The organism is Streptomyces globisporus (assembly GCF_003501885.1).
Taxonomy (GTDB): domain Bacteria; phylum Actinomycetota; class Actinomycetes; order Streptomycetales; family Streptomycetaceae; genus Streptomyces; species Streptomyces globisporus_D.
Map to the genome: position 1 here is coordinate 56105 of NZ_QWFA01000056.1, position 14455 is coordinate 70559.

The window sequence follows — 14455 nt, forward strand, 5'->3', positions numbered from 1 at the left end:
CCGCGCGGAACAGGCCCTGCCGGGGGCATACGGGTCAGTCGAGGCCGCGCGCGCGTTCGAAGCGGGACCGCGCCTCGGCCAGGTCCACCACCGGGTCGGGATAGTCGACGCCCGCCCGGTCAAGGCCCTCCAGCTTCCAGGGTTCGTGGATCGCGGGCCCCTCCACCTCCGCCAGTTCCGGCACCCACCGCCGTACGTATGCGCCGTCCGGGTCGAAGCGCTTGCCCTGGATCACCGGGTTCAGGATCCGGTTGGGGCGGGTGTCCGTGCCGGTGCCCGCCACCCACTGCCAGTTGAGCTGGTTGTTCGCCACGTCCCCGTCGACCAGCAACTCCAGGAAGTGCCGTGCGCCCACCCGCCAGTCCACGTACAGCGTCTTCGTGAGGAAGCTCGCGGCCAGCATCCGGCCCCGGTTGTGCATCCAGCCCTCGTGCGCGAGCTGCCGCATCGCCGCGTCCACCAGCGGATAGCCCGTGTGCCCGGACTTCCAGGCCGCGATCTCGTCCTCGTCCGAGCGCCACCGGTCGTGGCGCGGCCGGTAGTCGGACCAGGAGGCGTCGGGCCGGGCGGCGAGGACCTGGTGGTGGAAGTCGCGCCAGGCCAGCTGCCGCACGAACGCCTCGCTGCCGGGGCCGCCCTTCTCCCGCGCCCGGTTGGCCAGTTCGGCGGCGGAGACCGTACCGAAGTGCAGATGCGGGGAGAGCCGGGACGTCGCGTCGCCGGCCAGATCGTCGTGCCCGTCCTCGTAGTCGGCCATGGGGCCGTGGAGCCAGGACGTCACCAGTTTGCGGCCCGCCTGCTCGCCGCCCCGGGCGAGACCGGGGGAGACGTGTCTGGTCGCGTCCCGGTCCGGGAGCGCGTCGCCGGACACGCCGTCGGGCACCCGGACCGTGCGGGGAGCGGCCAGTGTGCCCCGTACTCCCTCCGCCTCCCAACGGCGGAAGTACGGGGTGAACACCGCGAAGTGGTCCTTGCCGCCCGTCGGGACCACTCGGCCCGGGGCGAGCGCGGTGACCACCGCGTCGTGGACGCGCAGCTCGCAGCCGGTGCCCGCGAGGGCCTCCCGGATGCGCTCCTCACGCTGCGCCGCGTACCCGCTGACCCCGGCGGCGATGTGCACGGACTCCGCCCCGGTCCGCTCGACGACCCGTTTCACCTCGCGGGCGACCTCGCCCCGACGAAGGACCAGTCTCCCCCCGCGGTCGCGAAGACCGGCGTCCAGGTCCGCCAGGCAGTCCGCGAGGAACGCCAGCCGGTTGGGCGCGTCGAACCCGGCCCGGTGGACGGCGTCGTCCCGCACGAACAGTGGGACGACCTCGTCCGCGTCCCGCAGGGCGGCATGCAGCACCGGATGGTCGTGCAGACGCAGGTCGGAGGTGAACAGCACCACCGCGACACTACTCATGGAACGTGTGCTCCCTTGCGGTACTCGTGGGGAAACGTCAGGCGGTCGGGAAATCCATCAGCGCCACCGGATCCGAGGTCGGTTCGTCGGAGCCACCGGAGGGCTCCACCGTGATGCCCATCCCGGACGCCTGGTCCACCGGCCCGTTCAGGAGGACCGCGTCGTCGCTCGCCCTCGGGTCCATCAGTCCGGCCGAGCGCATGGTGCCCTCGTCGTTGAACCAGATCTGGTAGACCTTGCCGCTCGGCGGCGGAGCCATCCCCGAGGCCAGGAACACCGCGCGGTTCTGGCTCTGCGAGACGACGACGGTGCCGCGGGCCCCGCCCGTCAGCTCGCTCGACGAGGTCTTCGCGTCGGGGGCCGAAAGCACCTGCGCCAGCTGCTCGTTCTGCCGCTGCGCCTGGTCCGCCTCCTGCCGCGCGTCCTGGGCCAGCTGGTTCTGCCAGACCGCCACCCCGCCGAACGCGGCGGCCGCCGCGATGCAGGCGGCGAGCGCGTAGGCGTACCACCGTCCGGTGCGCGTCCTCCCCCCGCCGGTCCGTTCCCGTCTGCCGTGCGCCGGAGCCTCCTGGCGTACGGTCGTGATCTCCCGCAGCACCCTCTCGCGCAGTTCGCGCGGCGGGGTCTCGGCGACGGCGAGACCGAGCCGGGCGGCGGTGGCCGACAGCTCCCGCACCTCCTGGGCGCAGGCCTCGCAGTCCTTCAGATGCTGTTCGAACGCCCGCTGTTCGGACTCCGGCAGCGCATGCAGGGCGTAGGCCCCGGTCAGCGTGTGCAGTTCGGCCGTGCTCATGCGCTCACCCCCAGGCAGTCGCGCAGCCGGATGAGGCCGTCGCGGAGTCGTGTCTTGATGGTGCCCAGCGGCACGGAGAGGAGTTCGGAGACCTCACGGTAGGTCAGGCCCCGGTAGTAGGCGAGGGTCACCGACTCCCGCTGCAGCTCGGACAGGGTGCGCATACAGCGCCGTACCTGTTCTCTCTCCAGCCGGGTCTCGACCTGTTCGGACACCTCGTCGAAGGCGGGTGTCCGCTCCAGCAGCGCCGCCTTGTGCTCCCGGGCGGCGGCGGCCTCGGCGGAGCGGACCCGGTCGACGGCCCGGTGGTGGGCCAGGGTCAGTACCCAGTTCATCGCGCTGCCCCGGGAGGCCTGGAAGCGGGGCGCGGTGCGCCACACCTCCACCAGCACCTCCTGCGCCACCTCCTCCGACTGGGCCGGGTCGCGCAGAACGCTGCGCACCAGGCCGAGCACGGGCCCGCTCACCGCGTCGTACACCGAGGCGAACGCGTCCTGGTCGCCCCGCGCGACCCGCACCAGGAGCTCCTGGAGATCGGGACCTGGCGAGGGCACCCCACTGATGTGTACGGCTTCCTTCACGCGGGTTTCCTCCCGGGGCGATCGTCGGTTCCGGAGGTGATTCGGAGCCGACGCCCGTGCGGATTGGTCGAATGTCCGCGATCTTTCCAGACCGGGCCCCGGGAGGACGCGCGACTCAGCGGGGGAGCGGTTCCCGCCGCCGCGAACGGATGGCGCGGACGGCGAGGAAGATCAGCAGCCCGAACGGCGACAGCAGGATCGTCAGCACCAGCAGCGGGCCCATCAGCAGCGGGGAAAGCCCCAGCTTCCGGCTCTGGAGATACATCCACTGGCCGAGCAGGAGATCCCAGGCGATGACCTGCGCCCAGATGGCCCCGGCTCCGCCGGCCAGCGCCGTCAGATCGCGGAAGGTGTCGATGTCCGGGCTGCTCACCGCCGTCCAGAGCTCCGGGAAGACCGGGACGGCCAGGACGGTGTAGACGGCGAGCACCGGCAGCACGGTCAGAGGGGACGCGGCGACGCGGGCGGTGCCGGACCAGGTGGGGGCGAGGATCATCAGCAGCCAGAACGGGGCGGCCAGACAGAACGTGACCTCGAAGAGTGCACCGGTCATGCCACGGGCTCCTGTTCGGCGGCGGGGTTTCGGGACGGGCGGTCCGCGGCGGGCGGGCGCAGCGCCCTCCAGACGCCGTACGCCACCGCCGCGAGGATCGCCCCGGCGGCGGCGAGCGTGACCCCGTCGGGGTGGATCAGGGGCTGGCCGCGGAGCGCCTGCCACGTGATGAGCGCGACGAGCGCCGCGTAACCGCCGACGGCGACCCGGACGAGGCGCAGCCGCACTCCGGCGTCGCGCAGCGGGGCGAAGCGGGGCGCGAGCAGCACCAGCGCGATCAGGAGGAGCGGTATCAGCTGGAGCGCGTGCATGCCCACGAAGTGCGGGGCCCGCAGATCGCCGCCGGTCGTCGACCAGCCGGTCAGGGGCATGGACGGGCCGCCGTCCGGTACGCCCACGGAGTGCGCGCCCATCGTGTCGGCGGCGTCGAAACCTGCGGCGGCCTGCTGGCTGTCGCTCGGCAGCGTCATCAGGAACCCGAGTGCCGCGCCGGGCAGGGCGATCAGCAGTCCACCCCGGACGGCGAGGGCCGTCGCCCGGTCGGTGATTCGGGTGCGCACCAGGAGGACGGCGATCACCAGGGTGGCCGCCCACAGCACGACGATGGTCATCCCCATCGCGTTCCACAGCGCCGAGTCGAAGGCGGTCGCGGTGTTGAAGTGGCTGCGCTCCCCCCGGACGACCTGCACGGTGATGATCACCAATTCGACCAGACTCGTCAGCACGACGGCGTGCCCCGCCCACCTGCCGATCCGCTGCCCGCGCGTGAGGAGCGTCAGCATCCAGGCCAGCGTCAGGCAGTACGCCACGAAGGACACGCTGAACTTGAACGGTTTCGCCCAGATCGGCGCCCCGACCAGAACCCGGTCGTCGACGACGAGGCCGACGGCGGAGACGGCGGCGAGAGCGGCCATCGCGGCGGAGAAGACGACTAATGGGCGATGCCAGGAACGCCATGACGACATGGGAGACCCCCTGTGGTGATGCGGTGGTGGCGTGACGGTGACGGAATCAATATGGATAGCTGTGCTGTCCGCTATCCGATAGGGGGACTATCTATGATGAGGGCGGTTTCTGGCAAGGGCGGAAGGGCGAACACGCGGTGCGCATCGGCGAATTGAGTCGCAGGTCCGGAGTTCCGGTGCCGACGATCAAGTACTACCTACGTGAAGGACTCCTGGCCGCAGGGGAGTTGACCAGCCCGAACCAGGCGCATTATGGCCCCGGGCACGAGCGCAGACTGCGGCTGATCCGGGCGCTGCTGGATGTCGGGGGCCTCTCGCTCGCCGCCATCGGCGAGGTCCTGGAGGCCATGGACGATCCCGGGCAGCCGGTGCACAAGGTGCTTGGCGTCGCGGCGGACGGCGTCACGCCGACCGGAGATGAGGCTGCGGGGCCCGAACTGGAGGATGCCCGCGAGGAGGTGGCCGAACTGGTGCGGCGGCGCGGCTGGCAGGTGGACGAGCGTGGCTCCGCCGCCGAATCGCTGGCCGGGGTGCTCTGCGCGCTGCGCAGGGCCGGGCACGGCGGGTACGTCGACCTGCTGGACGCCTACGCGGACGCGGCCGAGCCGGTTGCCCGTGCCGATCTCGACTACGTGCAGCGGCGGGTGGCCCGCGAGGACCTGGTCGAGAGCGTCGTGGTGGGGACCGTCCTGGGCGAGGCGATGTTCGGCGCGCTGCGGCGGCTGGCCCACGTCGACGTGTCGTTCCGGCGCTTCGAGTCGCCGGGGCATCTGTCGGGGCCGGTGGAGGCGGAGGGTGCCGGGGGTGCGGAGGCGGGCGCTCCGGGCACTTGAGGCCGGGCCCGTGCCCGCCCGGCCGCCCCGACCGGGCGGACCCCGCCGCGACGTGCGGTGGACGGGGTCCGGGGGCTGCTTGCGGGGAGAGCCGTGTGAGCCCGCGGCCGGGCGGCCGGGCGACCCGATGGTCGGGGATCTCGGCATCAGATGCCCCGGGCGGCCCGGCGCGTCAGGTGACCTGGGCGATCCGGCAAGCAGCCGCTACGCGGCAGCCGTGCCGTTTTCCTGTTCGCGTTCCACCTGCTCGTTCCACTCGCGCTTCACCGCGCGCCACGCGTCGTCGTTCTGGCCGAGGCGCCAGTAGCCCGAGATCGACAGCTGCGACAGCGGGATCTGACGCTCCATGCGGAGATAGCGCCGGATCTCCTTCACGAAGCCCGCCTCGCCGTGCACGAACGCCTGGACCTCGCCCTCGGGGAAGTCCAGCCCCTTGACGGCGGCGGTCAGCAGTTCGCCGACCGGTCGGTCGCCGCGGTGCAGCCAGGTCACGGCCACCCCGTCGGGCGTCACGATCTTCTGCTCCTCCGAGGCGTCCGGCACCTCGACGAAGGCGTGCACCAGCGCGCCCACGGGCATCTGCTCCAGCGCCGCCGCGATCGCCGGCAGCGCGCTCTCGTCGCCGGCCAGCAGGTGCCAGTCCGCCGAGGCGTCGGGGCCGTATCCGCCGCCGGGGCCGAGGAAGGTCACCTGCTCGCCCACCCGGGCGCGCTGCGCCCACGGTCCCGCGAGGCCCTCGTCGCCGTGCACGACGAAGTCGACGGCCATCTCCTTGGCGTCCGGGTCCCACGAACGCACCGTGTACGTGCGGGTGGTGGGCCACAGCTCGCGCGGGTGGGCCTCCCGGATGGCCGCCATGTCGAACGGGTGCGCGTAGTCCGCGCCCTCGGGCGCGAAGCACAGTTTGATGTAGTGGTCGGTGAAGCCGGAGAGGGAGAAGTCCGCAAGCCCTTCGCCGCCGAGGACCACCCGCACCATGTGCGGGGTGATCTGCTCGGTGCGCACGACCTGCGCCCCCTGGGCCTTGGGTCCCTGTCGGGCCGGCCGCTCTGCCACGAGGTACTCCCTGGTTCGAAGACTTAGGTATACCTAAGTTAACACCCCGGCCGGCTCCCCGGTCGACCCCTCAGTGCTGAAGGACGGTCAGCAGGCGCTGGATCGCCCCGCTCAGCCCCCACTGCTCCGCCAGCGCCTCCAGGGCGGCCGGGTCGCGCGGCTCACGCGGCAGCGCCGGGTCGAAGTCGGGAAGGGGCACGTCCCCGGCCACCCGGACCACCTTCGGCGCGACGGCGACATAGGCGCGCGACTCGTCCAGCCGCTTGCGCTGCGACGGGGTCAGCTTCGCCTTCGGGTCGTCCACCGCCGCCATGATCCCGTCGAGATCGCCGTACGCGTCCAGCAGCTTCGCCGCCGTCTTCTCGCCGATGCCCGGGACGCCCGGGAGCCCGTCGCTCGGGTCGCCGCGCAGCAGCGCCAGATCCACGTACCCCGCGCCGTCCACACCGTACTTCTCACGCAGCCACGCCTCGTCGGTCAGCTGGAGCGTGCCGACACCCTTGAGCGGGTACAGCACGCGCACCTGACGGGCGTCGTCGACCAGCTGATACAGATCGCGGTCGCCCGTGACGATGTCGACCGGGCCCTTCGCCCGCGCCGTGAGCGTGCCGATGATGTCGTCCGCCTCGTACGGCGTGACGCCGACCCGGGCGATCCCGAGGGCCGCCAGCACGTCCTCGATGATCGGGACCTGCGGCGACAGCGTGTCAGGGATCTCCTCCTCGTCCGTCTGCCCGGCGGGCGTCTCCTCGGCGACCCGGTGCGCCTTGTACGTCGGGATCAGGTCGACCCGCCACTGCGGCCGCCAGTCGTTGTCCCAGCAGGCGACCAGCTCGTCCGGCCGGTGGTCGTGCACCAGGCGGCCGATGAAGTCGAGGAGGCCGCGCACGGCGTTCACGGGCGTCCCGTCCGGCGCGCGCACCGAATCGGGCACCCCGAAGTAGGCGCGGAAGTACAGGGAAGCGGTGTCGAGGAGCATCAGGCGTCGCGTCACGGACCCGATGATGCCCCACGACACCGACAGTCGCTCAAAGTAACCGCTTACCCGCGCTCCGTCGCAGGTCGGTGACCTGGGTCACGGTCGCGTTTGGGCTGTGTAAGTGCGGGCAGGCGCGCCACCGGAGCGGACCACGTCGCATTTTCAACTAGTGCATGTGCCACGCGGACAGAGCCCGCATCGCTCCACGGTCTGCCGGAGGGGGTGGCAGACCGTTTTTCGGTTCAACGCGTGAGGTGTATGTGTCCAGCCTGCAGGCCGAGCACTTGTACAAAGTGTTCGGCAGACGACCCGATGAAGCCGTGCGGAAGCTCGAGAGCGGTGCGGACCGCGACGAGCTGCGCGCCGAAGGAACGACCGCAGCGGTGATCGACGCCTCGTTCACCGTCGAGCCGGGCCAGATCTTCGTCGTCATGGGGTTGTCCGGCTCGGGCAAGTCCACCCTGCTGCGGATGCTCAACGGTCTCCTCGACCCCACCGCCGGCCGGGTGCTCTTCGACGGCCAGGACCTGACCGCCCTGAGCCCCCGCGAGCTGCGGCACGTGCGCTCCACCAAGATCAGCATGGTGTTCCAGCACTTCGCGCTCTTCCCCCACCGGAGCGTCCTGGAGAACGCCGCGTACGGCCTGGAGGTCCAGGGCGTCTCGCGCGAGGAGCGTGAGGTGCGCGCCGCCGAGGCGCTGCGGCTCACCGGCCTCGAAGGCTGGGAGAAGTCCTGGCCCGACGAACTGTCCGGCGGTATGCAGCAGCGCGTGGGCCTCGCCCGCGCCCTGGCCACCGACGCCGACCTGCTCCTCATGGACGAGTCCTTCAGTGCGCTCGACCCGCTGATCCGCCGTGACATGCAGGACCAGCTCCTGGAGCTCCAGAAGCGTCTGAAGAAGACCATCGTCTTCATCACGCACGACCTCAACGAGGCCATGCGTCTCGGCGACCGGATCGCCGTCATGCGCGACGGGAAGATCGTCCAGCTCGGCAGCGCCGAGGACATCCTCGTCACCCCGGCCAACGACTACGTCGCCTCGTTCACCCAGGACGTCGACCGCTCCCGGGTACTCACCGCCGGCGCGATCATGGCCGAGCCGCACACCGTGATGGGCGGCAAGGCGGCGGACGGTACGGAGCTGCGCACCCCGCAGGACGTGCTCGCCGCGGCCCCCGCCGCGGTCGCGGAGTCCACGCCGATCATCGACCTGTTCACGCCCTGCTCGCAGAGCCCGGACCCGGTCGCCGTCACCGACGCCAAGGGCAAGCTCGTCGGCGTCGTCCCCAGCTCCCGGCTGCTCGCCGTTCTCGGCGAGCCGATGACCCCGGCCGAGGCTCCCCGCGACACCGCGCCCACGGCCGGTGCCGATGTGAAGAAGGCCGACGCGAAGGACGCGAAGAACGCCGACGTGAAGAAGGTGGCCGGTGTTTAGGCTCCCCCTCGGCGAATGGGTCGACTCCGCCGTCGACTGGCTGCAGACCCACCTCGTCTGGCTCTTCGACGCCATCAGCTCGATCGTCAGCGGCATGTTCGACGGCATAGCCGCCGTCCTGTCCGCCCCCGCACCCCTGCTGTTCGCGGGCATCGTCGCCGTCATCGCCTGGTGGCTGCGCGGCCTGCCCGCCGCCCTGCTCACCTTCGTCGGATTCGCCCTCATCGACTCCGTCGAACTGTGGGACGAGGCGATGGACACCCTCACCCTGGTGCTCGTCGCGACTCTCGTCACCCTGGTCATCGCCGTACCGCTGGGCATCTGGGCCTCCCGGTCCAAGACGGTCAGCGCGGTGGTCCGCCCGGTCCTGGACTTCATGCAGACCATGCCCGCCATGGTCTACCTGATCCCCGGCGTCATCTTCTTCGGCGTCGGCGTGGTCCCCGGCATCATCGCCACGATCATCTTCGCGCTGCCCCCGGGCGTCCGGATGACCGAGCTCGGCATCCGGCAGGTCGACGGTGAGCTCGTCGAGGCGGCCGAGGCCTTCGGCACCACCTCGCGCAACACCCTGCTGCGCGTCCAGCTGCCCCTGGCCCTGCCCACGATCATGGCCGGTATCAACCAGGTCATCATGCTCGGCCTGTCCATGGTCGTCATCGCGGGCATGGTCGGCGGCGGCGGCCTCGGCGGCTCCGTCTACCGCGCCATCGGCAACGTCGACGTCGGCCTCGGCTTCGAGGCGGGCATCTCCATCGTCATCCTCGCGATGTACCTGGACCGGATGACCGGCGCGCTCGGCACCGTGGTCTCCCCGCTGGGCCGCCGCGCGGTCGTCAAGGCCCGTGCGATGGCCGAGGGCTGGAAGATCTGGACCTACCGCCCGCAGCCCGTGGTCGCGGTCGCGGCGATCGTCGCCCTCGCCCTCGTGGCGGGCGGCATGAGCGTCTTCGGCGGCTCCAAGGACGACACCGCGGGCAAGACCGCGCAGGTCGGCGACGGCAAGAAGATCAGCATCGGCTACATCCCGTGGGACGAGGGCATCGCCTCCACGTTCCTCTGGAAGGAGATGCTGGAGCAGCGCGGCTTCGAGGTCGACGTCAAGCAGTACGAGGCCGGCGCGCTGTACACCGGCATGGCCAACGGGCAGATCGACTTCCAGACCGACTCCTGGCTGCCGGTCACCCACGCCAGCTACTGGAAGAAGTACCAGGACCGCCTGGAGGACATGGGCTCCTGGTACGCCCCCACCTCGCTGGAGCTGGCCGTCCCCGCGTACATGAAGGACGTCAAGTCGATGGAGGACCTGAAGGGCCGGGCCTCCGAGTTCAAGGGCCGCATCGTCGGCATCGAGCCGAGCGCCGGTGAGATGGGCCTGCTCAAGGACAAGCTGCTGCCGGGCTACGGCCTGGACAAGGAGTACAAGCTCATCGACGGCTCCACGCCGTCCATGCTGGCCGAGCTGAAGCGCGCGTACGCCAAGAAGGAACCGATCGTCGTTCCGCTCTGGTCGCCGCACTGGGCCTACAACGACTTCGACCTCACCAAGCTCAAGGACCCCAAGGGTCTGTGGGGCAAGGGCGACGGCATCCACACCCTGGCGCGCAAGGGCTTCTCGCAGGAGAACCCCGAGGTCGCCAAGTGGCTGAAGAGCTTCAAGATGACCGAGAAGCAGCTCACCAGCCTGGAGGCCGAGATCCAGAAGGCCGGCTCGGGCAAGGAGCAGGAAGCCGTCCGCACCTGGCTGAAGGACAACTCCGGCGTCGTCGACACGTGGGCCCCCGCCCCGAAGGCCGCCCAGGCCGTGAGCGGTGACGACGAGCGCAAGCGCCCGGTCGAGGTCGCCTGGTTCCCCTGGGAGGAGGACATCGCCGCCACGTACCTGTGGAAGGCGGTCCTGGAGGAGCGCGGCTACACGATCAACCTCAAGCAGTTCGAGGTCGGCCCGATGTACGCCGCGATGTCACGCGGCCAGATCGACGTGCAGTTCGACGGCTGGCTGCCGTACACCCAGAAGAATTACTGGGACAAGTACGGCGACAAGCTGACGGACATCGGCTCCTGGTACGGCCCGACCTCCATCGAGGTCGCTGTCCCCGACTACGTCAAGGACGTCACGTCTCTGGAGGACCTGAAGGGCAAGGGCTCCGACTTCAAGGGCCGGATCGTCGGCATCGAGCCCGGCACCGCCACCATGGAGAACCTCAAGAAGAACGTCCTGCCGCAGTACGGCCTGGACGGCGAGTACGAGGTCGTCGACTCCTCCACGCCCGGCATGCTGGCCGAGCTGAAGCGCGCGTACGCCAAGAAGGAGCCCATCGCGGTCCTGCTGTGGACCCCGCACTGGGCGTACAACGAGTACGGCATGACCAAGCTGAAGGACCCGAAGAAGGCGTTCGGCGAGGGCGACCGGCTGCACACCATCGCCTCCAAGGAGTTCCCGCAGCAGTACCCGCAGCTCACGAAGTGGTTCAAGGACTTCGAGCTCACCGAGAAGCAGCTCGGCGGCCTGGAGAACGAGATCCAGAAGCGCGGCGCGGGCCACGAGGAGGAAGCCGTGAAAGCCTGGATGGACGACAACCCGGGCATCGCGGACACCATGGCGCCCCAGTAGGGCCCACGGGCACAGAAACACAGGCAGGAAAGGGGTGGCCCCGCCTTCGGGCGGGGCCACCCCTTTCCGGCTTTCCGGAGGTGGTTTTCCGGACGTCGTGCGCAACCATGTGCGTAAGGTGCTGGCAACCGCGAGGATGGGCGGGTGCGGGAGGGAGCTCGGACATGGACGACAAGGACACACCGCGCGTGGGCGCCGCGGTCCGGCGTCGACGCCGAACCCTCGGCCTCACGCTGGCCGCGGTCGCCGAGCGCAGCGGGCTCTCCGTGCCCTTCCTCAGCCAGATCGAGAACGAACGGGCCCGCCCCAGCGCCCGCTCCCTCGACCGGGTCGCCGAAGCGCTGGAGACCACCACCAAGAAGCTCCACGCCGCCGCCGACTCCGCCCGCGCCGTGGACGTCGTCCGGGGCGAGGAGGGCGAGGGCGTACGCCGCCTGGTGCGCGGCCGCCACCAGCTCAGCGCCCTGGAGTTCTCCGGCGAACCGGACCTCGGCCGCGAGTTCCAGCACCGCAACGACGAGCTGATGTACGTCGTCGCGGGCGCCGTCGACGTCGAGGCGGAGGGCCAGGTGCACCGGCTGGAGAGCGGCGACACCCTGTTCCTCTCCGGCGGGGTCCGCCACCGCTGGCGCGCCACCGTGCCCGGCACCAAGCTCCTCGTGGTCTCGGTGGCCGAGCACATCGACGCCACCTTCGACTCGCGCCGCTGAGCGTCCTGGAGGCTGGAGTGCCCGCGCGCGTCGTCTCGCTGGTCCCCTCGCTCACCGAGGCCGTCGCCCACACCGCCCCCGGGCTGCTCGTCGGCGTCACCGACTGGTGCACCCACCCCGCGGACCTCGCCGCCGCCCGGATCGGCGGCACGAAGAACCCGGACGTGGCCGCGATCGCCGCCCTCGCCCCCGACCTCGTGATCGCCAACGAGGAGGAGAACCGGGCCCCCGACCTCGACGCGCTCCGGGCCGCCGGGCTCGACGTCCTGGTCACCGAGGTCCGCACCCTGGACCAGGCATTCACCGAACTCCACCGCGTCCTCGTCGACGGCTGCGGGCTCGCCCGGCCCCGCTGGCTGGACGAGGCCGAGGCCGCCTGGGCCGCCCTGCCCGCGCCCTCCGGAAGCCCGCGCCCCGCCGTCGTACCGATCTGGCGCAGGCCCTGGATGGTGCTCGGCCACGACACCTTCGCCGGGGACCTCCTGGCCCGCCTCGGCGTCCGCAACGTGTACGCCGACCACCCCGAGCGCTACCCGCGCGTCCCCATCGACGAGCTGAACGCCTCCGGTGCCGAACTGGTCGTCCTGCCCGACGAGCCCTACCGCTTCACCGCCGACGACGGGCCCGAGGCCTTCCCCGTCCTGCCCGCCGCACTCGTCGACGGGCGGCTGCTCACCTGGTACGGGCCGTCGCTGGCCGAGGCGGCACGGGCGCTGCCGTCAGCGCTCCGCTGAACACCCCGCGCACCGTCCGCGTCCCGGCCACCGCCCACGCCACCACCAGGAACACGTACAGCGCCACCGCGAGCCAGGTCAGCGCCTCCAGGCCGGTGTGCCGCGCCAGACCCGCCGCCCCCGTCACACACGTACCGACGGGGAAGGTGAACGCCCACCACGTCATCGCGAACCCCATCCCGTGCCGCGCGGCCCGCACCACCATCGCGGCCGCCAGGGCCAGCCACAGCAGCGCGAAGCCCATCACCGGCACCCCGTACAGCACCGCGAACGCGCCGAACGCCGAGGCGTAGGGGGCCGCCACCGCCCCCGGGGCGACATCGGCCAGCTGGTTGACGGCGGTCGTCGACTGGCCGAGCGGCCCCAGCACCAGAAACAGCGTCGGGGTCAGCGCGAGCGGCAGCGGACCGTGGTGGACCAGCCGCGAGAAGATCAGCGGCAGCACCACCAGCGTCGCCAGCAACGACAGCCCGAACATCGCGTAGCAGGCCAGCAGCAGCGCCTCACGCCCCTGCCCGGCGCCGAGGTGCGGCACCAGCAGCGCGCCCTGCGAGGCCGACACCATCGGGGCGACCAGCGGCAGCAGCCAGACCGGCGACGCGGTCCCGGGCGCGGGACGGTGACGTACGACCATCAGATACGGCACCACGACGGCGGCGGCCAGCCCCACCGCCGTACCCGCCGCGAACAGCACCACGTCCACCGCGAGCGCCGCCCGCGCGCCCACCACGTCCGCGCCCACCGTCAGGGTGGCCCCGCCGACGGCCATCAGCGCCATCGACAGACAGCCGTAGAACGGGGCGACCGTCGGGTCCAGCAGATGGGCGCGGGCCTGGTCGCGGTGGTGGAGCCAGTGCCCGGTCCGCGCGGCGAGGACGGCCAGGAGCAGCACTGCCGACAGCGCCCACACGACGGTGATCGAGGCCCGCAGCCCGGGAACGTCGACGGGGAGCGCGGCCCCGGCGCCCGCGACGATCGCGGTGCCCATGACGCTCGCGTACCAGTTCGGGCCGATGTGCCGCAGGGACGGCAGCCGCGTCGGAAGCACCGTCCGTGGGAGCGCGGGGTCGGAGAACGGCTGAAGAGATGCCTGGGTCTGCGGAAAGATGGCCATGCCACGATTCTTCGCGGGCGTCTCCCCACCCACCAGAGACCACGTTCCTATGAGGTCATAAGCTGACTTTATGACCGGCGACGACGTGCACACACCCCGCATCCCCCTCGCCCACCGGGTTCCCGACCTCGGGGCGCTGGAACTGCTGCTCGCCGTCGCCCGGCACGGCAGCCTCGGCCGTGCCGCCCGGGACGTCGGAATCACCCAGCCCGCCGCCTCCAGCCGCGTCCGGTCCATGGAGCGGCAGCTCGGCGTCAGCCTGCTCGACCGTTCCCCGCGCGGCTCCCGGCTCACCGACGCCGGCGCGCTGGTCACCGACTGGGCGCGCCGGGTCGTCGAGGCGGCCGAGGCCTTCGACGCGGGCACGCAGGCCCTGCGCGACCGCCGCGACTCCCGGCTGCGGGTCGCCGCCAGCATGACCATCGCCGAATACCTGCTGCCGGGCTGGCTGATCGCCCTGCGCGGGGAGCGCCCCGACACCGCGGTCTCGCTCCTCGTCGGCAATTCGGCGGCCGTCGCCCGCCGCCTGGTCACCGGCGAGGCCGACCTCGGCTTCGTCGAGGGCCTGTCGATACCGGAGGGCCTCGACGGCACCGTCATCGCCCACGACCGCCTCGTCGTCGTGGTCGCCCCCACCCACCCCTGGGCCCGCCGCCGCACCCCGCTGCTGCCCGGCGAACTC

The 14455-nt window shown here is 71.5% G+C and carries 14 protein-coding genes; 6 read left to right on the forward strand and 8 right to left on the reverse strand.

The genetic code is table 11. From position 1 onward, the window contains the following. Window positions 1–34 precede the first annotated feature (34 nt). The 5 genes from D3105_RS13090 to D3105_RS13110 all read right to left on the reverse strand — a co-directional run bounded on the left by D3105_RS13090 (window position 35) and on the right by D3105_RS13110 (window position 4297). The gene (locus D3105_RS13090) at window positions 35–1405 is read right to left on the reverse strand and encodes a cryptochrome/photolyase family protein (RefSeq protein ID WP_118903412.1); all 1371 of its coding nucleotides are present in this window, start codon (window positions 1403–1405) and stop codon (window positions 35–37) included. 37 nt (window positions 1406–1442) lie between these two features. After that, window positions 1443–2198, reverse strand: coding sequence for an anti-sigma factor (locus tag D3105_RS13095; protein ID WP_118903413.1), 756 nt, complete (start codon window positions 2196–2198; stop codon window positions 1443–1445). Next, window positions 2195–2779, reverse strand: a complete 585-nt coding sequence (locus D3105_RS13100) for a sigma-70 family RNA polymerase sigma factor (protein ID WP_030712278.1) — start codon at window positions 2777–2779, stop codon at window positions 2195–2197. The genes D3105_RS13095 and D3105_RS13100 overlap by 4 nt, the downstream gene beginning before the upstream one ends. A gap of 115 nt (window positions 2780–2894) precedes the next feature. Next, window positions 2895–3332 carry an ABA4-like family protein gene (locus D3105_RS13105; protein WP_118903414.1) on the reverse strand — a complete coding sequence of 146 codons (438 nt, stop codon included), beginning with the start codon at window positions 3330–3332 and terminating at the stop codon, window positions 2895–2897. Then, the gene (locus D3105_RS13110) at window positions 3329–4297 is read right to left on the reverse strand and encodes a hypothetical protein (RefSeq protein WP_118903415.1); all 969 of its coding nucleotides are present in this window, start codon (window positions 4295–4297) and stop codon (window positions 3329–3331) included. The genes D3105_RS13105 and D3105_RS13110 overlap by 4 nt, the downstream gene beginning before the upstream one ends. A gap of 176 nt (window positions 4298–4473) precedes the next feature. Here D3105_RS13110 and D3105_RS13115 point away from each other — a divergent pair, with 176 nt between their 5' ends. Beyond that, entirely contained in the window at window positions 4474–5130 is a 657-nt protein-coding gene (locus D3105_RS13115) for a MerR family transcriptional regulator (RefSeq protein WP_240646888.1), read from the forward strand. 204 nt (window positions 5131–5334) lie between these two features. On the opposite strand, the gene D3105_RS13120 is transcribed toward D3105_RS13115, so the two are convergent. Both D3105_RS13120 and D3105_RS13125 read right to left on the reverse strand, forming a co-directional pair. Further along, window positions 5335–6186, reverse strand: coding sequence for a siderophore-interacting protein (locus D3105_RS13120; protein ID WP_118903417.1), 852 nt, complete (start codon window positions 6184–6186; stop codon window positions 5335–5337). A 70-nt stretch (window positions 6187–6256) separates the two neighbouring features. After that, window positions 6257–7165, reverse strand: a complete 909-nt coding sequence (locus D3105_RS13125; RefSeq protein ID WP_032788072.1) for a 5'-3' exonuclease — start codon at window positions 7163–7165, stop codon at window positions 6257–6259. A 320-nt stretch (window positions 7166–7485) separates the two neighbouring features. Between D3105_RS13125 and D3105_RS13130 the strand changes: the two genes are divergently transcribed. From D3105_RS13130 to D3105_RS13145, 4 genes are all read left to right on the forward strand, one after another. After that, window positions 7486–8601 carry a quaternary amine ABC transporter ATP-binding protein gene (locus D3105_RS13130; RefSeq protein WP_118903418.1) on the forward strand — a complete coding sequence of 372 codons (1116 nt, stop codon included), beginning with the start codon at window positions 7486–7488 and terminating at the stop codon, window positions 8599–8601. Then, window positions 8594–11215, forward strand: coding sequence for an ABC transporter permease/substrate binding protein (locus D3105_RS13135; protein ID WP_118903419.1), 2622 nt, complete (start codon window positions 8594–8596; stop codon window positions 11213–11215). Before D3105_RS13130 ends, D3105_RS13135 begins: the two co-directional genes overlap by 8 nt. 164 nt (window positions 11216–11379) lie before the next feature. Then, the gene (locus D3105_RS13140; RefSeq protein WP_118903420.1) at window positions 11380–11925 is read left to right on the forward strand and encodes a helix-turn-helix domain-containing protein; all 546 of its coding nucleotides are present in this window, start codon (window positions 11380–11382) and stop codon (window positions 11923–11925) included. A gap of 17 nt (window positions 11926–11942) precedes the next feature. Next, complete coding sequence (locus tag D3105_RS13145; RefSeq protein WP_118903421.1) at window positions 11943–12659, forward strand: helical backbone metal receptor; 717 nt, start codon at window positions 11943–11945, stop codon at window positions 12657–12659. Here the strand turns inward: D3105_RS13145 and D3105_RS13150 are convergent. Then, window positions 12598–13773, reverse strand: coding sequence for a TDT family transporter (locus D3105_RS13150; RefSeq protein WP_206272723.1), 1176 nt, complete (start codon window positions 13771–13773; stop codon window positions 12598–12600). The two genes, D3105_RS13145 and D3105_RS13150, sit on opposite strands and share 62 nt — an antisense overlap. Window positions 13774–13843: 70 nt before the next feature. Between D3105_RS13150 and D3105_RS13155 the strand changes: the two genes are divergently transcribed. Then, window positions 13844–14455 (forward strand): LysR family transcriptional regulator (locus D3105_RS13155; protein ID WP_118903422.1); only part of this gene is annotated, 612 nt, incomplete at its 3' end.

Excerpts from the sequence above, each read along its gene's own strand:
- D3105_RS13095 (WP_118903413.1), bottom strand. The coding sequence starts at position 2,198 with ATGAGCACGGCCGAACTGCACACGCTGACCGGGGCCTACGCCCTGCAT.
- D3105_RS13125 (WP_032788072.1), bottom strand. The coding sequence starts at position 7,165 with ATGCTCCTCGACACCGCTTCCCTGTACTTCCGCGCCTACTTCGGGGTG.
- D3105_RS13105 (WP_118903414.1), bottom strand. The coding sequence starts at position 3,332 with ATGACCGGTGCACTCTTCGAGGTCACGTTCTGTCTGGCCGCCCCGTTC.
- D3105_RS13110 (WP_118903415.1), bottom strand. The coding sequence starts at position 4,297 with ATGTCGTCATGGCGTTCCTGGCATCGCCCATTAGTCGTCTTCTCCGCC.
- D3105_RS13150 (WP_206272723.1), bottom strand. The coding sequence starts at position 13,773 with ATGGCCATCTTTCCGCAGACCCAGGCATCTCTTCAGCCGTTCTCCGAC.
- D3105_RS13090 (WP_118903412.1), bottom strand. The coding sequence starts at position 1,405 with ATGAGTAGTGTCGCGGTGGTGCTGTTCACCTCCGACCTGCGTCTGCAC.
- D3105_RS13140 (WP_118903420.1), top strand. The coding sequence starts at position 11,380 with ATGGACGACAAGGACACACCGCGCGTGGGCGCCGCGGTCCGGCGTCGA.